The sequence below is a fragment of the Mycobacterium kiyosense genome (genome assembly GCA_021654635.1).
In the GTDB taxonomy this organism is placed as follows: Bacteria; Actinomycetota; Actinomycetes; order Mycobacteriales; family Mycobacteriaceae; genus Mycobacterium; species Mycobacterium kiyosense.
Map to the genome: position 1 here is coordinate 1,816,932 of AP025179.1, position 17,534 is coordinate 1,834,465.

A 17,534-nucleotide genomic window follows, 5' to 3' on the forward strand; every position below is an offset into this window, starting at 1 on the left:
GCTTTTCCAGCCTAATGGCACGTCGGGGAGCCAATCGGTTCAGGTGCGCAGCCGGTAGCGGCGCTCGGCGTATTCGATGTCGTCTCGCCACAACCGGTTGGCGGTGCGGCGCATCAACGGCCGGATCAGCGGCGCGAAATTACGTGCCGCGTGAAATCCCGGGCGCTGCGACTGCGCGACGACGGCCTCGATCACGGCGACGCGGGGAAGGCCGTCCGGCCCCGGACCGATCGGGGTGGCGTGCGTTTCGACGACACTGCCCGTTCCTTCGCCCTCCACGATGCGCATCACGATCGTTCGCGCATCCGGGCAGGTGAACTCCGCGATGGTCGGCACCCCCAACCGCCCGACCCGGAAGGTGACCGAGACGAGAAAACGATCATCCGCCGCCGTCGGGGTGGTGAGGACCTCCAGCTGGGTGAACGAATGCGGGTGGAACCAGGCGCCATGCCACGGGTCGAGCCGGTTGGCGATGATGTCGTCCGGTTCGCACACCCCGACGACCCGGGTGACCGCGGCCAGGGCAGCGCCGGTGGGCCGGTCCGGGATCACGGGTTCGTCCAGCGGCGCCTCGCCGCCGACGCCGTCGAGTCGTACCCAGGCCAGCACACCGTCGTCGAAGCTGGGCAGCGGCGCCCAGCCCATCGTGCAGGTGTCGCCGTCCAGAGACAGTCCGTGCCATCGGCAGAACAGGGCACCGTCTGCAACCGTGCCGGTGGCCAGGTCGGCGCCCAGGTGCGGGCAGGCTCCGGGACCGACCTTCAGCCGGCCGAGACGATCGCGCCACGCGACCAATTCCACGCCGGCGACCGACGATCCGAGCGGAGCGCGGGCGCGCACATCGCTGCTCGCGGCGAACGCATACCAGTTACCGGTCGGCCGGCGCCGGGTCCGGTCGAGTGCACCGGCGATGATGCTCGGCTTAGCGGCGCCATAGCTGGGTTGCTGTCGGGTCCACGCGACGCGCGGGATCACCTGTAGCGGCCAGTCTTTCGGCCACCGGTCACGCAACTGGTCGCCGAGACTCATGGCTGCCCGCGTCGTTGGCGGTCGGCCAGCGACCGCAGCAACTTGGACCGGCCGCGGGTGGGAACGGTGGACAGCGGATGGCCGGCCAGACCCCACTGGGCCAGCAGGTGGTTGGCGGCTGTCCAGCCGGTGGTGGCCGCGCGTTCCATCAACGCCACCGGCAGGTCGACTCGGACCGAGTCCCCGGCCAGGACGAGCCCGGGTTGCGGGGTCGCGACGGTGGGGCGGCGGAGGTAGGTGCCCGGCGTGAACAGCGGGCAGTCGCTGCGGCGCAGTATTCGTTCGTGTACCACCTGCGCCGAAGCCGTCTCCGGATAGAGCCGATGCAGCTGCCGGACGGCGTGTCCACTCGATTGTGCGGAATCTACTGCGTAGGAATGCAATTCGACCACCGAACCGCCGTTGGAAGCCGCCCACGCCGCGGCTTGGCGCTCGTAGCGTTCCAGCACGCTGATGTTGTCCAGCGGCGGGTGGCCCGCGGTGCCCAGGAACGCGGGCCGCTGCGGCTTGACCGGCCGGTCGAGCCAGAGTCGCTGGACGACGAAGGGGGGGCGCGGCGCGCAATCCCGCTATCTGGGTGCGCCACAACTGGGCGCCCAGGCCGTCGGACTCGGCGACGATGCTCTGCAAGCCGTTGACGTCGACCGCGAGCACCACCGCGTCCGCGTCGGTGGACTCACCTGAATCATCTTGAACGCTAAAGAGTTTCGTGGTCCCGGTCTCGACTCGCCGGACCGGGGTGCCGAGGCGGAACTCGACGCCGAGATCGGTCAGGTAGTCGCGCAGCGGATTCCACAGGCTGTCGTCGAAGTTCGAGTTCGCCACGTCGAAGATCAAGCCTTCGCTGGATCCCAGGAAGTAGATGTGGAACATCGTGGCCAGCTCACCCGCCGACAGCTGAGACGGTTCGGCGAAGAAACTGCGGGAGAACACCTCGAAGGCCAGGTGACGCGCCGAATCGGGGAAATTGATGCTCTTCAAGAACGTTTCGGCGTCGATGTGGTCCAGCTGGTGATAAATCTCGGGCACCGACACCGCGGCCAGCGGCGCGGCTGCCCGGGCATCGATACGCGCCAGGTCGGAGAGCCGGAACGTGGGGCTGCGCAACGCAAAGGCCAGGGCATTCCACGGTGGGATGCGGGGCAGACCACGGAAACTGTCGCGCCGACCCGCGCCGTCGACCAGAGGGTAGTCCCGCACCGGCGTCAGCATCCGCAGTTGCGGGTCGACCCGGCGCAGCAACTCCCGCAGGTTGTAGTACTGGCGGAAGAACGCGTGGAAGCCGCGGTTCATCGCCAGTTCGGTGCCGTCCTGCTGCTCGGTCCAGCCACCTACCCGTCCCCCGAGATAGTCCTCGCGCTCGACGACGGTGACGGCGACCCCGCGCTCGGCCAGCCCGGTGGCGGCGGCCAGGCCGGCGATGCCGGCTCCCACCACCACCGCGCGCGGTCGCCACGACAACGCGGAGGCATCGGCGTAACCGGGCGAAGCCGGATGGATCTGGCGGTGCCGGTCGGTCATCGCGGGTCCTCTCCGGTAGGCGCCTTTCCAACGAAAGTGTGGACGATGTTCTTCTCCCAGCCTGGCACGGTCTCGCTGTGCACCGCCACGTATCCGGCGTCGGACATCCGGCGGCGGACCGCGGCCGCCCCGTCGAAGGCCAGCACGCTGCGCCACAAGTGGCGGTACAGGATGCTACTGCGGGTTCGCCACCAACCGGCGGGGATGATGATTCCCCAGCAGACCGCGGACCAGATGCGGGTGGCCGCGCGCGAATCACGCACCGAATACTCGTGGGCCACCAGCGTGCCGCCCGGGCGCAGCAGGTCTCGGAAAGCGCGCAACTGGCGGTCGGGATCATCGAGGTTGCGCAGCAGATAGGCGGCGAAAATGCCGTCGAAGGGCCCGGTGACCCCGTGCTCGGCGAGTTCTTCGATACGGGAGTGCACAAATCGCACCGACGACGGCCACGACTTCGCTCTGGCCGCTTCCAGCATGCCGCCGGCGGCGTCGACCGCGACGATCTGCGCCTCCGGGGCGGCGGCCAGCAGTGCGGCCGTCGATGCGCCGGTGCCGCAGCCGGCGTCGAGCAGCCGCAACCCGGCACCGTTGCGCGGCAGACCCATCCGGCGCGCCGAGAGCCTCAGGTTGGTGTGATAGCCGGGGTTGGCGCCCACCAGGCGGTCATAAGCCGCGGCGCCCACGTCGAAGGCCCCCGGCACCTCATCACGCGCCAGACCGGCCCTATCCACGCTGGTACTCCCACACCAGCAGCACCGCGGTGACCAGGGCGAAACCGAACAGGAAGTCCTCGACCGGAATGTCGAACGGAAACCGCAGCCCGCTGGTCTGGCGCTCGTTGTAGATCACCACCGGTGCACTGAGCTTGGTCAGCCAGCCGTCGACCGGAATCTGGAAACCCAACACGATCACCATCGACAACCAGTAGGCCGCCTTGCGAAACAGGCCGGTGCGCAACAGCTTCCACTCCAGCGCCAGCACCGCCAGCACCGACAGGACGGCGGGCACGGTGTAGCCCAGGCCGGTCATCGACGTTTGCTCCACTGCAGAATCGTGGACACGGCGTTGTAGGTCAGCAGTCCGCACACCGGGATCACCAGGAAGAACAACACCTCCTCGATCGGAATGTCGGGCGGCACGTCGAAACCACTGAGGTACCTGCCGTCGTAGGCCCAGACGCCGGCCGCGATCGCCACCGCGTCCCACACCAGGAACACCGCCGCCACCGGCAGCACCGCGCGCAGCGTCCGGTGCAGTCGACGGTAGACGCCGCCGCCGAACACCTCCAGCGGCGCGGTGATCAACAGACACAGCCCGAGCAGGATCAGGTACTGCCAGTGGTCGCTCACGCCGCACGCGGCTTGCGCTGCTCGTGCGCACGGCGGGCGCGCCAGGACTGCACCAGGGCGCTGCCGGCGACCTGGATCCGGCGCGCGGTGCCGACCGTGGCGCGTTGAGAGAACACCGCGAAGTCGCTGTCCTCGATGCGGTCCAGGATCTCGGAGTACAACGTCAACGCGGTCGCCACGCACGGGCGGGACCGCGGGGCGAGCATCCCGACGCCGCCGGACGCGAACCGGTAGATCTCCCGGGTTATTTCGTGCTGCGCCGCCAGGGCGGCCCGCACCTTGGGGTCGGTGCGGCGGTGAGTGTGGCACCACATCAGCAGCTCCCGGTCCACGCCGTGCGCCGCCAATTCGTCGGCCGGCAGGTAGATCCGATCGCGCATCAGGTCCTCGTCGACATCACGCAAGAAGTTCGTCAACTGGAAGGCGCGTCCCAGCGCGGCGGCGTACGGCTCGGCTTCGGCGGCGTCGACGACGGTCCCGAGGACCGGAAGCATTTGCAGGCCAATCACTTCCGCGGAACCGCGCATGTAACGGTCGAGGGCAGCCCGGTCCGGATAGTCGGTGACGGTGAGGTCCATCCGCATGGAGGCCAGGAAGTCCTCGAAAAGCTCGCCGGAAATGTGGTACCGGTTGACGGTGTGATCCACCGCCGCCAGTATCGGCTCGTCCCGATGCTCGCCGCCGGCGAAGAACCGCTCGGACAACCGCTGCAGCCGGGCCGCCCGGGCGCCGGTGTTCAGGTCGGGGTTGAACCCGTCGAGAATGTCGTCGGCGTAGCGGGCGAATGCGTACAGTGCGTGGACCGCCGGCCGCTGGTCCGGGGCGAGCAGTCGGGTGGCCAGGAAGTAGGTGCGGCCGTTTTCGGCCGCAATCTTGCGGCAGCGACGGTACGCGGTGCGCAATCGCGGATCGTCGATACCCGCAGCGTCCAATTCATGTCGGATCACGGCAGTTTCGCCTTCAGGTCGAATCGGGTTGCGGACTTGTCGGCCACGCCCGTGACTCGGTCGGCGGCCAGTCGCCCGGAGATCAGCGTAGTGGGCACTCCGACACCCGGGACGGTCGAGGACCCGGCCAGTACCGCGTTGTCGATGCCCCGCAACAGGTTCCCCGGCCGGAACGGCCCGGTCTGGGCGAATGTGTGAGCCAGCGCGAACGGTGTGCCGGCCGTCATATCCTGACGCGCCCATTCGGCCGGAGTGTCGATGTGCAGCACCCGCGCATCGTCGCGCAGGTCGGGCAGCAATCGTTGCCGCACCATCTCGAGCATGGATTGCGCGTACGGCGCGGTGGTGTTCGTCCAGTCGACCTGGCGGCGAGACAAGTTGGGCGCCGGCGCCAACACGTAGAGCAGATCACGCCCGGCGGGCGCCAGGCCCGGATCGGTGGCGGTCGGGCGGGTGACCAACAGCGAGGGGTCGCGCATGAGCCGACCGTCGCGCACGATGTCGGTGAACGTCTGTTCCCAGGCGTCGCCGAAAAGGATGGTGTGGTGCGCCGTCTGGGGTTGGCCGTCCGTCGCGGCGCGACAGCCCACGTGCAGCACCACCGCCGAGGGTGCGGCGCGCATCGGCAGCAGCCGCATTGGGCGATAGCCCAGCAGTCGATAGCTCTGCGGGAGTTCGGTGGTCAAAACCACTGCGTCGCAGGCGATGCGGTCCCCGTCGGCGGTAATCACCGCGCCGACCCGCGCACCGCTGCGCTCCAGTCCGGTGACCGCCGTGCCGTAGCGGAATCGCACGCCGGCGTCCTGCGCGGCTGCGGCCAAGGCGTCGGGCAGTGCCCGCATACCGCCGCGCGGGAAGAAAACGCCCGAAACGGTGTCCATGTAGGCGATCACCGCGTACACCGCCAGCGCCTGCTGCGGCGCCACCCCGGCGTAGAGGGATTGAAAGGTGAACACCCGCCGCAACCGCTCGTCGGCGATGTGCCGGCTGACCATCGTCTCCCACTTGCGGAACCCGCCGATCCGGGCGAGCCGCGCCAGTTGAGGGGTCAGCATGGACAGTGGCGAGTCGAAGTTCGACGCGATGAAGCCGTCGAATTCGGTGCGGTACAAGCGGTGTAACCAGCTGCGCAGCGCGCGGTAACCGTCGGCCTCGCGCGGTCCGGCGAAATCCCGCACCGCGGCGGCCATCGCGTCGGCATCGGTGTGGACGTCGAGGCTGCTGCCATCGGCGAACTGCGCCCGGTACGCCGGGTCCAGCGCGTCCAATTTCAAGCGCTGCGAAGTGTTTTCACCGACGGCGGCGAACACCTCGTCGATGATGTCCGGCATGGTGAGCACCGTCGGCCCGGTGTCGATCAGGTAGCCGTCGATGTCGCGGCGGCCGGCGCGCCCGCCGGGCCAGGGTTCGCGTTCCACCACGGTGACCGCACGGCCCCGGCCGGCCAGGTGCAGCGCCGCGGACAGGCCGGAGAAACCGGCGCCGACCACCACCACGTGGTCGGTCCGTCCCGAAACCGTGCGCATCTAGCTCAACTCCCGGGCGGTCATGCGGCGCGGCGGGTGCACACGCCCGCCATGTCGGCCAGCGCCGACCGGATCAAGGTGTCGATCCCGCTGGTGTCCAGGGCGTTCCGGGCGATCTCGACGCGGTTGTCGATCAGCTCCTCGATCCACTGCACCGCCCCAGTGCCGAAGATCAGGCCGCGCCAGCGGTCCAGTGCGGCGTCGTCGAGATCGTCGGTGTCGATCAGTTCGCCGAAATCGCGCCGGGTCGCCGCATCGGCCATCTCGTAGGCGGCCACTACGACGCTGGTTGCCTTGCGTTCCAACAGGTCTCCGCCGTTGGGTTTGCCGGTGGTTTCCGGCGATCCGAAGACACCCAGGATGTCGTCGCGCAGCTGGAACGCTTCCCCGACGGCGGTGCCGTATTCGCCGAGCCGGGATAGCACGTGCTCGTCGCAGCCGGCCATCGCCGCACCGATCTCCAGTGGCCGGCGCACGGTGTAGTTGCCGGACTTCATCCGGGCCACCCCCAGTACCGACTGCATCGTCGGCAAGGTGCGGATATTCATTGCGAGATCGGCGAATTGGCCGACGGCAAGTTCGGTTCGCATTGCGTCGTAACGGGGCCAGGCGCGTTGCAGGTGGTGGCGCTGCAGACCGGAGTTCCGCAGCATCTGCTCGGCCCAGATCAAGCACAGGTCGCCGAGCAGGGTGGCGGCGGATTCCCCGAATCGGCGCGCAGACCCGGACATGCCCCGCTCGCGATGCCAGTCCGCGAACTGGATGTGTGCGGCGGGGCGACCGCGTCGCGACGGGGAGTCGTCCATCACGTCGTCTTGCAGCAACGCGAATGCGTGCAGCAACTCCAGGCTGGCCGTGGCGGACAGGGCTGCGGGGTTGGGCCGGGCGCCGGCCAGCCAACCCAGGTACATGAACGTCGACCGCAGGCACTTGCCGTCGCGGATGAACTCCAGCAGGATGTCGCCGGCCACGTCGACTCCGCAATCGCCCAATTCGTCGGCGCAACGACGCGAGACGAACTCGGCGACCTCGTCGAGTACCGCCCTGCGCAGGCTGGCGCGCCAGGCATCGAACTGCTCGGCAACCGGCGGGCGGCCGGCCAGCACGTGCCCGGGATGGTCGCGGCCTGCCGACGGAAGTTTATGCACGGCTCCCAACGAGGCGCCCCTTCCGGGGTTGGTCAGCGGCCGATCCGAACGGCTCAGATTCACGCGTTGGTACCCCCTCGAGGAACGGTCAAACGCAGGCGCCCAGCAGGCCGCGAAGTTATATTCAAGGAATTAATCGTTAATTTAGTGAATGATCGCGGGTGGCGCCAGTCCGGTGTCGGGCGGTGCGGGGCCGCCGGTTCTCAGGTTTCCTGCCGCTTCAGGGCCGCTGGTTTGTGCACCGCATCCCGGCCGGTCTTATCGCTGCGGACCTGATACTGCGGCTCGTCCTGTGACGCGCGCACCGTGCGTCCGGCCGCCTCGGTGTCCGAGGTGATTCTACGCTGCACCTCGCCGCGCACGGTGTTTCCGTGACTGCGCCACCTCACCTTCTCACCCGTGTGGAATTCGTCACCCGGATGGATTTCTTTGTCGCTCATAGCGGTTAGGTATTCCCCGTCGAGTGCTGCCCGAACCGGTGCCGGCGGGTTTGGAAGCCGCGTGGCAGGGAACTTGGCGACGATGACCATCGCTGATTTGCTCACCACACCGTTTCAATGGGGATCCTCCCTTCGGCACCGCAAGGTGTTCCACCCGGTCGGCGTGCTGGTCGAGGGTGCGTTCACGCGGACGGCGCCGCAGGACCACGGGCTGCCGCTGCCGACTTCCGAGGTGATCGCCAGGGTCTCGAAGGCGGTCGGGATGCCAGGTTCGCTGCCCGACGCGGTCGGTCTGGCGCTGCGCGTACCGGAGGGGATCGCCGGGCCGCGGCCGTGGGACGTGCTACTCGTCTCGGCAGCCTCGAACCCGATCGGGCGAGCGGTCGGGTTGCGGCCGGTCCTGTCCTGGTCGGACCAGCCGCTGACCAGCCTGATGCCGCTTCGCTTCGAGGGCAGCAACTGGTGGCTGCGCGCGCGCCTGTCGAACGCCATCGACGGACCGGGGTTCGCCCTGGATTCCGTCCGCGACCGCATCACCCACGGTGGCCTCGAGCTGCGGCTCGACCAGGCCCGCGGGGCAGCGGACTTCGAGCCGCTGGGCGAGCTGCGGCTGGACCGGTTGCGCACCGAGGGTGACGTGTCATTCGATCCGGTACGCAATACAGCACCGGGGGTGACGCTGTACCCCGGCTGGCTGGCCGGACTGCGGACAAGCGCATACGCCCACAGTCGCGAGGGCCGAGACGCCGACTGAGGGCCAGCCGTGATCGGCTGGCCCTCAGCGGTGTTCGGCTATCTACTGATTGGCTTCCTGGCGCTTCTCGGCCGCCTTGGCGCCCGCGCGTGCCGACTCCGCGGCCGCTTCCTTCTTGGCGGCTTCGCGCTGCGCGTCGGCCTTGTCCTGTTGCGCCTTGGCCTCCTCGGTGAGGCGTTCGTTGCCGGTGACCAAGCCGATGATCTGCTTGATCACGCCCTTGACGCCTTCCACGACCCCGCTGACGAGTTCGAGTGGTCCGCTCTTTGCCATGTTCAACCTCCGATGATTGCTGTCCCCCGCGGCTCTTGCCGCCTGCGAAAGCTGTTCCCGCTGCCGGCCTTCAGCAAACCCGGGCAAACGACCAAGGTACGCAGCCGCGCGTCAGTGCATGTCGCTGCGCTGCACAGCTGGGAGCTGGGCGTGACCGATATCTCAGTGACGGCAAACGCCCGGTTTGCCGGGAAGGACAGCGGGGAACTGGGTTGGTTGTGACAGGTAAAGAATCCTTGCGCAAGCTCCGGCGCGCCGAACGCGCGACGCTACGCCTGCAGCGCCGGGTGTGGCTCGCGCAGCTGGCCTTCTGGCCCCTGGTGACGGTAGCCATGATATCGACTGCTGTTGTGGCATGGCGGATTTGGCGGCAACGTTCGCGGCAGGAGGGTCCGGCCCAGCGCCCCCCGGTACCCGCGGGCGCTCAGACCACGCACCCGGCCGTGCCGGGGCGCTCAACCGCCGCCGCGCCCCAGTAGATGACGCAGCGCCGGGTCGAGGTCCGGCCAGCGGAAGTGGTGGCCCGACCGGGTCAGCTGAGACGGGGCGACCCTTTGATTGGCCAGTGCCAACTCCCGGGCGCCCTGGCTGCCGAGCAACACCTTGGGCCCCAATGAGGGCACCGGCAACACCGTGGGGCGACGCAACACCCGGCCCAGCACGCGGGTGTATTCGGCATTCCGAACCGGTTGGGGCGCAACGGCATTCACCGGACCGGCCAATCCGGAGTCCCAGAGCGCCCGGTGGTAGACGTCGAGAAGGTCGTCGATGCCGACCCAGGACAACCACTGCCTGCCGTCGCCGAGTCTCCCGCCCAGCCCCGCGCTGAACAGCGGACGCATCAGGCGCAGAGTGCCGCCGAGCGGGGACTGCACGATGCCGGTGCGCACCGCCACCACCCGGGTCCCGGATTGCTCGGCCGGGGCGGTCGCCGCTTCCCAGTCGGCGACCACGTCGGCCAGAAACCCTTCGCCCCGCTCGCTGTCCTCGGTCAACACCTCCTCGCCGCGGTCGTAGCCGTAGAACCCGATCGCCGACGCCGAGATCAACACCCCCGTGCCGCTGCGAGCCACCAGTTCGGCCAACTTGCGGGTCGGCCCGATTCGGCTGTCGCGGATCGCATTTCGGTGCTTGTCGGTGAATCGGCCGGCGATCGACGCGCCCGCCAGATGGATGACGGCGTCGATGCCGTCGAGCAGGTCGGGGTCGGGGTCCTCGGGCTGCCACCGCCGCTGGTCGGGGCCGTCCGGTGTGCCGCGGACCAACCGGACGATCCGGTGACCACCGGTGCTCAGGAATGCGCTCAGCGCGGTGCCCACCAGCCCGGAGGAACCGGTCATGGCGATCGTCAACCGTCCCAGACCGTGCTCGGCCGCCCGCGTGTGCGCGGCGAGGTCGTCAGCCAACTGTCGGTGCCGGTAGACGAACATCGGCCGCAGCGCGGAGCCGGGCACCGGGGTGTCGACGCGATCGGTGACCAGGGTCGCGCGGTCGTCGACGTCGGCGAATTCGTGGGTGTGCCGCCAGTGCCCGATCAACCTCGGTGGCAGCGAAGCCAGGCCCTCGGTGTCCAATTCGTCGACGAAACACCGTGGCGGATCGTAGGAATCGGCCTGATGCTGCGCCACCCAGCGCAAGCCACCGGGCAACCGCAGGACGGCGCGGCCGTCCTTGACCGAATCGGCCTCGGCAACCAGCCGCATCGGCGACCACGGCGGACAGAGCCGCGCGAACGCACCGGGTCGGCTGTGCCAGGCGAATACCTCGTCGCGTGGCGCGTTGATCACAGTCGAATAGGTCAGCCCCATCCCACGACGCTACCGGCGATGCCGGCCGCACGGCCGTGCCGCAGGTCAGCGGTTCGGCAGGGCGTGTTCGACGATGGGCAGCCGGGGCTGCGCCTGACGCTCGCCGCGTTTGGCGGCCAGATACACCTGCGCGGTCTCGCCGGCCACTGTCTGCCAATCGAAGTCCGAGGTCAGCCGGTCCCGCGCGGCCCGGGCGCGGCGCTGGGCGGCGCCCGGATCGTCGAGCACCTTGGCTACCGCCCGCGCCAGCGCGGCGACGTCGCGGGGCGGACAGGAAACGCCGGTGACCCCGTCGATCACCGCTTCGCCCAGACCGCCGGTATTCGAGACGACCAGGGGGATGCCGGCGGCGGCGGCCTCCAGCGCGGCCAGGCCGAACGGCTCGTAGTGGCTGGGCAGCACCGCCGCGTCGGCGCGGTGCAGCGCGGCCAGCAGTTCGTCGTGGTGCAGGTGGCCGACGAAACGGGTTGCCTTGAGCACCTTGTGCTTTCGCGCCTGCGCGACCAGGAAGTCCTGCTGGGTTCCGGCACCGGCGACGGTCAGCGTGGTGCCCGGGTGACTGCGCCTGATCCGGGGCAGCGCGGCAATGGCGTCGTGCACGCCCTTCTCATACTCGAGGCGCCCGACGTAGAGCAGTTCGGCCGGCCCGGTGCGGGGGCGGCGGCGCGCGAACGGCCAGCGGGCCGCGTCGATACCGTTGCGGATCACCGTGATCTCGGCCAGTCCGGGACCGAACAACTCGGTGATCTCCTCGCGCATCGAAGCCGAACACGTGATGAGCGAGTCGGATTCCCGCACCAGCCACGACTCGACCGCGTGGACCTGACGACTGATGGCCCCGCAGACCCAGCCGGAATGCCGACCGGCCTCGGTGGCATGAATCGTGGAAACCATTGGCACGTCATAGAATTGGGCCAGAGCAATAGCCGGATGAGCAACCAGCCAGTCGTGGGCGTGGACGACGTCGGGGCGCCACGGCCGGTCACTGTGGTACCTCTTGAGCGACAACCCGGCACGGACCATCGAGTGGCCCATCGCCAGCGTCCAGGCCATCATGTCGGTGCCGAAGGAGAATTCGTGCGGGTCGTGCGCCGCCGCGATCACCCGCACCCCCTCGCTGATCTCGTCCGAACTGGGGTGAGTGCTGGGATCGGTGCCGGTCGGCCGGCGGGACAGCACCACGACGTCGTGGCCGGCCGCGGCCAGTGCGGTGGACAGCTGATACACGTGCCGGCCCAGGCCGCCGATCACCACCGGCGGGTACTCCCACGAGACCATCAAAATCTTCATCCGCGGCTCACCGGGGCAACCTGCGGGCGTCCAGTGCGCCGAACAGTCCGTCGGCCCGGTTCCAGCCCTCGGCCAACCGCTGCGCGGCGTCGCGCCGGCCCGACGCCAACGCGCCGGCGATCTCCCGGGTGGCATGAGCGTGCAGGTGAGCGCGATACCGGGCGTAGTCGGCGGCGGAGTCCTTGCTGACCATGAACGGCCAGTCGCTGGACACCGTCAGCAGCGTCTCGCGCAGGATCTGATCGGCGACGTGGTCCCGCGGGGTCGGCCCGTCCAGCGACGCCGTCTGCGCCAGCGCCTTGTCCACCGTGCTCAGCGCGGTCTCGACCACCTCGGCGTTGAGTTGCACCAGATCGGCCACCTGCTCGCCGTTCCACACCTGCCAGTCCTTGCCGGAACCCCAAGAGCTGGGCGGTAATTCGACGCTCGTGCCGACGAAGCCGTCATCGAGGGCATCGCGCAACGTGCCCACCCGGACGCCGGCCTCCGGCAGGGCGCGCAACACCCGCGCCAGCCAGGTGGGACCCTCGTACCACCAGTGACCGAACAGCTCGGTGTCGAACGCCGCGACGACGTGCGCGGGCCGGCCGATCCGCTGCGACTCCGAGACGAGCCGGTTGCGCACCACGTCCACGAAGTCGGCGACATGGGTGTCGATCGCGCGGTCGGCCCGCTCGGGGTCATAGGGCGCCTTGTCCGCCGACGACACATTGCGGCCGGTGACCCGCGCCGGCTTGAGACCGGTGAGATGGTCGTAGGTGTGGAAGTCGCGGTAGGCGGCGTGCCCGGGGTAGCCGGACTTCGGTGACCACACCCGATAGCTGACCTGCAGGTCGCGCCCGAAGGCGACTACGTCGGTGTCGCCGACCGGCCGGCCCAGCGCGGTGTCCCCGTGCAGGGACGGGCCGTCGACCATGAAGTGCGTGACGCCGGCGGCCGCGTACTCCGTTTCCAGGCCCGGGGCGTACGCGCATTCGGGCGCCCAGATGCCGGCCGGACCGTTACGCGGCCCCAGCCGCAACCGCGCGTCGGCCAGGCCCTCGCGCAGCGCGAACTCGCGCAATCGCGGCGCCAGCAGCGGCTGGAACGGGTGGGCCAGCGGCCCCCCGAGCAGCTCCACGGTGCCCGCATCGACCAGGCCGCGCAGCAGCGGACTGCCGCCGTGCCGCCACAGCGTGGCGAAGTCCCCGAGCGCCCGCTCGGCTTCGGCTTTCTCCCGAATGCCGAAGGCGCGCAACGCTTCTGGCGTGCACGACTGGTAGCCGGATGATTTCGACCGCGGGATCGAGCGCACGCTGGCTGCCTCGAGGGCGCGCAGCCCCCAGTTGGCCAGCCAGTGGTACATGCCGTCCAGGCAGTACGGGTCGTCGAGCTGGGCGTTGACCACCGGCGTCATGCCCAGCGTGAGCAACCCGTGGCGTCCCTCGCCGGCCAGCTCGTGCAGCACCCGGAACAGCGGCAGGTACGAAGCCGCCCAGGACTGGTAGAGCCACTCCTCGCCCACCGGCCAGCGGCCGTGATGAGCCAGCCACGGCAGGTGGGTGTGCAGCACCAGGGTGAACATGCCGGGCACCCGGTCGCTCTGGCTGGTCACCCGCGCACCGCGATCGCGACGAGATCCAGGCTGGCATCGATGTCCCGCACACCGCGTTCGACCAGGTCGAAATCGGCCGTGGTCACCGCGGCAACGTCCGCCACCAGCTGCGGTGACCAGGGCGCGTCGGCCACCGCGCGCTCGATCTGCGCGTCGATGATCGAGCCGCCGTGCCGCGCATCCATCTCCAGCAGCCGCGGCCCGTGGAACAGACCGTTCATCGACACGTCGCGGAAACCGCCGTCGACCAGCAGCTCGGTGAGCTCGTCGGCGTTGAGTTCGCGGGTGTGGAACGGATTGATCGGCGTGTCGCGGCCGGGGGAGAAGGTGATCCGGTTCGGCGTCGACACCATCAACACCCCGGCCGGCCGCAGCACCCGCGCACATTCGCCGATGAACTGGCCCTGATCCCACAGGTGCTCGATGACCTGGAAGTTCACTACGACATCGACGGACTCGTCCGGCAGCGGCAGCTCGCACAAGTTCGCCTGCAGCACCTCCACCCGCGGATAGCGGCTGCGCACGTGCGTCACCGCCGACTCGTCGTAGTCCACCGCCACCACCCGGCGCGCCACGCCGGCGATCAGGTCGGCGCCGTAACCTTCGCCACACCCCGCCTCGAGCACGTCGCGACCCGCGCAGCGCGGCGCCAGCCGCTGGTAGACCACCTCGTGGCGGCGGAACCAATAGTTCTCGATGTCCAGGTCGGGAATGGTGCGTTCACCGGTCAGGGTCAACACGGCGTCGAGGGGGCCCGCTGTCGGCGGAAACAGCGGATATCCGGGGGGGGACCCGTCGGGGACGAATGCGCTCATTGCTAAGGCAGGCTAATGCCTGGCACCGGATTCGCGAACCGGATGGCGGATCCGGCGGCGGGCCGGGCGAGAGAACGCGGCGCCGCCGACGACCCCGTCCCAGCCAGCACAGTGGGGAGGAGGTGGGCAGATGGGCAAATGCGACCCGCTATGGTGAGGAGGCAAACCGCACGAAGTTACCGCTTAGTAACATGCGCTGTGCGGTCCCGTAAATGCGTGACCGAGGTCCTGTAGCCATCGCTGCGGGACTCCTTCGAGGAGGACGAACCACACTCATGACGAACATCGTGGTCCTGATCAAGCAGGTCCCAGACACCTGGTCGGAGCGCAAGCTGTCCGAGGACGACTGGACGCTCGACCGCGAGGCCGCCGACGCGGTCTTGGACGAGATCAACGAGCGCGCCGTGGAAGAAGCGCTGCAGATCCGCGAGCGCGAGGGCGGCGAAGGGTCGGTGACCGTGCTGACCGCCGGTCCCGAGCGCGCCACCGAGGCGATCCGCAAGGCCCTGTCCATGGGCGCAGACAAGGCCGTGCACCTCAAGGACGACGGCTTGAAGGGCTCCGACGTCATCCAGACCGGCTGGGCGCTGGCCCGGGCGCTGGGCGCCATCGAAGGCACCGAGCTGGTGATCGCCGGTAACGAGGCCACCGACGGCAGCGGCGGCGCGGTCCCGGCAATCATCGCCGAGTACCTGGGTCTGCCTCAGCTCACCCACGTGCGCAAGCTGTCCGTCGAGGACGGCAAGGTGACCGCGGAGCGCGAGACCGACGACGGCGTCTTCACCCTCGAGGCCACGCTGCCCGCGGTGGTCAGCGTCAACGAGAAGATCAACGAGCCGCGCTTTCCGTCCTTCAAGGGCATCATGGCCGCCAAGAAGAAGGAAGTCACCGTCCTGACGCTGGCCGAAATCGGTGTCGAGCCCGACGAGGTCGGACTGGCGAACGCCGGCTCCACGGTGAAGTCCTCGACGCCCAGCCGCCGAAGACGGCCGGTGAGAAGGTGACCGACGAGGGCGAGGGCGGCAACGACATCGTCAAGTACCTGGTCGCCCAGAAGATCATCTGACCTAGCCGACGATCCCACTGACGATCCCAGAGACGAGAAGAGCGAAAACCCATGGCTGAAGTATTGGTGCTCGTGGAGCACGCCGACGGTGCGCTGAAGAAGGTCACCGCCGAATTGATCACCGCCGCCCGCGCGCTGGGCGAACCGTCCGCCGTCGTCATCGGCGCGCCGGGCACGGCCGAGCCGCTGGTGGACGGGTTGAAGGCGGCCGGTGCCGCCAAGATCTATGTCGCCGAGTCCGACGACGTCGACAAATACCTGATCGTGCCGTATGTGGACGTGCTGGCCGCGCTGGCCGAGGAGAAAGCGCCGGCCGCGGTGCTGGTGGCCGCCAACGCCGACGGCAAGGAGATCGCTGGCCGGCTGGCCGCCCGGATCGGCTCCGGGCTGCTCGTCGACGTGGTCGACGTGAAGGAAGGCGCGATCGGCGTGCACTCCATCTTCGGTGGCGCGTTCACCGTCGAGGCGCAGGCCAATGGCGACACCCCGGTGATCTCGCTGCGGGCCGGCGCCGTGGAGGCCGAGCCCGCCGACGGCGCCGGTGAGGTGATCAACGTCGAGGTGCCGGCTCCGGCCGAGAACGCGACCAAGATCACCGCCCGCGAGCCGGCGGTCGCCGGCGACCGCCCGGAACTCACCGAGGCCACCATCGTGGTGTCCGGTGGCCGCGGTGTGGGCAGCGAGGAGAATTTCAAGGTGGTCGAGGAGCTGGCCGACTCGCTCGGTGCCGCCGTGGGCGCCTCGCGCGCCGCGGTCGACTCCGGCTACTACCCCGGGCAGTTCCAGGTCGGCCAGACCGGCAAGACGGTGTCTCCGCAGCTCTACATCGCGCTGGGCATCTCCGGGGCGATCCAGCACCGGGCCGGCATGCAGACCTCCAAGACCATCGTCGCGGTCAACAAGGACGAAGAGGCGCCCATCTTCGAGATCGCCGACTACGGCGTGGTCGGCGACCTGTTCAAGGTCGCCCCGCAGCTGACCGAGGGCGTCAAGGCCCGCAAGGGCTGATTTTTCTGGCCTAGCAGACGCAGAAGCGCCTCATTTCCCGCCGAAATGAGGCGCTTTTGCGTCTGCTCGCCGTGACGGCCCGCAATCCTGTCACCTGACGTGCACCGACATGTCAGCGCACCGATGCCGCCTAGCCGACCGGTTGCGCCACGTTGATGGCATGAGCATCGCTTCAGTCCTCATACCCAGCGACAAACCCCGCGGCCCGTCGGTTTCCCCCGCTTCGGCCGCCCCGAGCTACTCCCTGCTGCTCTCCACCGACTCGAGCCTGATCGAGGCCGCCCAGCGGCTGCGCTACGACGTGTTCACCAGCACGCCGGGTTTCACTTTGCCGGCAGCCTCGGCCGGGCCCGACGGCCGCGACGTGGACCGGTTCGACGAGTACTGCGACCACCTGCTGGTGCGCGACGACGACACCGGCGAACTGGTGGGCTGCTACCGGATGCTGCCGCCGCCCGGCGCGATCGCCGCCGGCGGCCTCTACACCGCAACGGAATTCGACGTCCGCGCCTTCGACCCGCTGCGACCTTCTGTTTGCTGACGAGATGGGCCGCACCTGGCCTGCTTTACAGCCGCTGCTGTTCGGTATTGACTACCTGATGATCTGCGCCTTTCTGCCTACTCGGTACCGGTGCACACCGGTTGCCGGGCAGCCATGATCCGCTGACTTCGTGCACAAGCGGCACAATACCGGGTGCATCCCTACCGGGTGCCGTTTAGATCGACGGCATGAGCCTCAAGAGCATCGACCCGCCGGACGACATCGACGCCGCTGATGCCGACGGCTGACGTTGATGCGCGGCTGCCTGCGATTGGTGACCCGGGCGGCGACGGCACGACCCGGACTTCGGGGTCGGCGACTTCTGTGTGCTGCTGGGCAGCGCGATGCCGATACGCGCTATCTCGAAGCGGCTGCGGTCGGTATCGGCGGCGGCCGAACTGGAAGAGCGACGGCGGGCGGGGCGG

15 protein-coding genes and 3 pseudogenes are annotated in these 17,534 nt (G+C 69.0%); 4 read left to right on the forward strand and 14 right to left on the reverse strand.

Features of this window, described 5'->3' with window-relative positions:
• Window positions 1-39: 39 nt before the first annotated feature.
• The 9 genes and pseudogenes from L6444_RS08640 to L6444_RS08680 form a co-directional block, all read right to left on the reverse strand.
• Window positions 40-1,029 carry a DUF5914 domain-containing protein gene (locus L6444_RS08640; RefSeq protein WP_236981720.1) on the reverse strand — a complete coding sequence of 330 codons (990 nt, stop codon included), beginning with the start codon at window positions 1,027-1,029 and terminating at the stop codon, window positions 40-42.
• A pseudogene (locus L6444_RS08645) lies at window positions 1,026-2,550 on the reverse strand (FAD-dependent oxidoreductase). Before L6444_RS08645 ends, L6444_RS08640 begins: the two are co-directional and overlap by 4 nt.
• Window positions 2,547-3,281, reverse strand: a complete 735-nt coding sequence (locus L6444_RS08650; protein WP_236981721.1) for a class I SAM-dependent methyltransferase — start codon at window positions 3,279-3,281, stop codon at window positions 2,547-2,549. Before L6444_RS08650 ends, L6444_RS08645 begins: the two are co-directional and overlap by 4 nt.
• Window positions 3,274-3,579, reverse strand: coding sequence for a lycopene cyclase domain-containing protein (locus tag L6444_RS08655; RefSeq protein ID WP_236983936.1), 306 nt, complete (start codon window positions 3,577-3,579; stop codon window positions 3,274-3,276). Before L6444_RS08655 ends, L6444_RS08650 begins: the two co-directional genes overlap by 8 nt.
• Complete coding sequence (locus L6444_RS08660) at window positions 3,576-3,899, reverse strand: lycopene cyclase domain-containing protein (RefSeq protein ID WP_236981722.1); 324 nt, start codon at window positions 3,897-3,899, stop codon at window positions 3,576-3,578. Before L6444_RS08660 ends, L6444_RS08655 begins: the two co-directional genes overlap by 4 nt.
• On the reverse strand, window positions 3,896-4,846 hold the full coding sequence (locus tag L6444_RS08665; RefSeq protein WP_236981723.1) for a phytoene/squalene synthase family protein: 951 nt from the start codon (window positions 4,844-4,846) through the stop codon (window positions 3,896-3,898). The genes L6444_RS08660 and L6444_RS08665 overlap by 4 nt, the downstream gene beginning before the upstream one ends.
• Window positions 4,843-6,372 carry a phytoene desaturase family protein gene (gene crtI, locus L6444_RS08670; protein WP_236981724.1) on the reverse strand — a complete coding sequence of 510 codons (1,530 nt, stop codon included), beginning with the start codon at window positions 6,370-6,372 and terminating at the stop codon, window positions 4,843-4,845. The genes L6444_RS08665 and crtI overlap by 4 nt, the downstream gene beginning before the upstream one ends.
• 20 nt (window positions 6,373-6,392) lie before the next feature.
• On the reverse strand, window positions 6,393-7,478 hold the full coding sequence (locus tag L6444_RS08675) for a polyprenyl synthetase family protein (protein ID WP_236983939.1): 1,086 nt from the start codon (window positions 7,476-7,478) through the stop codon (window positions 6,393-6,395).
• A gap of 245 nt (window positions 7,479-7,723) precedes the next feature.
• Window positions 7,724-7,960 carry a hypervirulence associated TUDOR domain-containing protein gene (locus L6444_RS08680; RefSeq protein WP_236983941.1) on the reverse strand — a complete coding sequence of 79 codons (237 nt, stop codon included), beginning with the start codon at window positions 7,958-7,960 and terminating at the stop codon, window positions 7,724-7,726.
• An 82-nt stretch (window positions 7,961-8,042) separates the two neighbouring features.
• On the opposite strand from L6444_RS08680, the gene L6444_RS08685 reads away from it, so the two are divergent.
• Complete coding sequence (locus L6444_RS08685) at window positions 8,043-8,714, forward strand: phosphodiesterase (protein ID WP_236981725.1); 672 nt, start codon at window positions 8,043-8,045, stop codon at window positions 8,712-8,714.
• A 42-nt stretch (window positions 8,715-8,756) separates the two neighbouring features.
• Here the strand turns inward: L6444_RS08685 and mbp1 are convergent, their stop codons facing one another.
• The 5 genes from mbp1 to L6444_RS08710 form a co-directional block, all read right to left on the reverse strand.
• A complete protein-coding gene (gene mbp1 / locus L6444_RS08690; protein WP_370653102.1) occupies window positions 8,757-8,987 on the reverse strand; it encodes a microaggregate-binding protein 1 in 231 nt (76 codons plus the stop codon).
• A 455-nt stretch (window positions 8,988-9,442) separates the two neighbouring features.
• Window positions 9,443-10,795, reverse strand: coding sequence for a TIGR01777 family oxidoreductase (locus L6444_RS08695; protein WP_236981727.1), 1,353 nt, complete (start codon window positions 10,793-10,795; stop codon window positions 9,443-9,445).
• Between the two features lie 45 nt (window positions 10,796-10,840).
• Window positions 10,841-12,085, reverse strand: coding sequence for a glycosyltransferase family 4 protein (locus tag L6444_RS08700; RefSeq protein ID WP_236981728.1), 1,245 nt, complete (start codon window positions 12,083-12,085; stop codon window positions 10,841-10,843).
• Between the two features lie 7 nt (window positions 12,086-12,092).
• Window positions 12,093-13,649 (reverse strand): 1,4-alpha-glucan branching protein domain-containing protein, encoded by a 1,557-nt coding sequence (locus L6444_RS08705; protein WP_236983943.1) that lies wholly within the window; start codon window positions 13,647-13,649, stop codon window positions 12,093-12,095.
• Window positions 13,650-13,675: 26 nt separating this feature from the next.
• Window positions 13,676-14,494: a class I SAM-dependent methyltransferase gene (locus tag L6444_RS08710; RefSeq protein ID WP_236981729.1), complete on the reverse strand. Its 819-nt coding sequence runs from the start codon at window positions 14,492-14,494 to the stop codon at window positions 13,676-13,678.
• Between the two features lie 275 nt (window positions 14,495-14,769).
• On the opposite strand from L6444_RS08710, the pseudogene L6444_RS08715 reads away from it, so the two are divergent.
• The 3 genes and pseudogenes from L6444_RS08715 to L6444_RS31015 form a co-directional block, all read left to right on the forward strand.
• Window positions 14,770-15,560, forward strand: a pseudogene (locus tag L6444_RS08715) (electron transfer flavoprotein subunit beta/FixA family protein).
• A gap of 51 nt (window positions 15,561-15,611) precedes the next feature.
• Complete coding sequence (locus L6444_RS08720) at window positions 15,612-16,568, forward strand: electron transfer flavoprotein subunit alpha/FixB family protein (RefSeq protein WP_236981730.1); 957 nt, start codon at window positions 15,612-15,614, stop codon at window positions 16,566-16,568.
• 160 nt (window positions 16,569-16,728) lie between these two features.
• A pseudogene (locus L6444_RS31015) lies at window positions 16,729-17,525 on the forward strand (GNAT family N-acetyltransferase); the annotation flags it as partial.
• Between the last annotated feature and the right edge of the window lie 9 nt (window positions 17,526-17,534).

Coding starts and splice junctions, on each gene's coding strand:
- crtI (WP_236981724.1), bottom strand. CDS start 6,372: ATGCGCACGGTTTCGGGACGGACCGACCACGTGGTGGTGGTCGGCGCC.
- L6444_RS08655 (WP_236983936.1), bottom strand. CDS start 3,579: ATGACCGGCCTGGGCTACACCGTGCCCGCCGTCCTGTCGGTGCTGGCG.
- L6444_RS08710 (WP_236981729.1), bottom strand. CDS start 14,494: ATGAGCGCATTCGTCCCCGACGGGTCCCCCCCCGGATATCCGCTGTTT.
- L6444_RS08680 (WP_236983941.1), bottom strand. CDS start 7,960: ATGAGCGACAAAGAAATCCATCCGGGTGACGAATTCCACACGGGTGAG.
- L6444_RS08640 (WP_236981720.1), bottom strand. CDS start 1,029: ATGAGTCTCGGCGACCAGTTGCGTGACCGGTGGCCGAAAGACTGGCCG.
- L6444_RS08700 (WP_236981728.1), bottom strand. CDS start 12,085: ATGAAGATTTTGATGGTCTCGTGGGAGTACCCGCCGGTGGTGATCGGC.
- L6444_RS08720 (WP_236981730.1), top strand. CDS start 15,612: ATGGCTGAAGTATTGGTGCTCGTGGAGCACGCCGACGGTGCGCTGAAG.
- L6444_RS08705 (WP_236983943.1), bottom strand. CDS start 13,649: ATGTTCACCCTGGTGCTGCACACCCACCTGCCGTGGCTGGCTCATCAC.
- L6444_RS08685 (WP_236981725.1), top strand. CDS start 8,043: ATGACCATCGCTGATTTGCTCACCACACCGTTTCAATGGGGATCCTCC.
- L6444_RS08695 (WP_236981727.1), bottom strand. CDS start 10,795: ATGGGGCTGACCTATTCGACTGTGATCAACGCGCCACGCGACGAGGTA.
- mbp1 (WP_370653102.1), bottom strand. CDS start 8,987: ATGGCAAAGAGCGGACCACTCGAACTCGTCAGCGGGGTCGTGGAAGGC.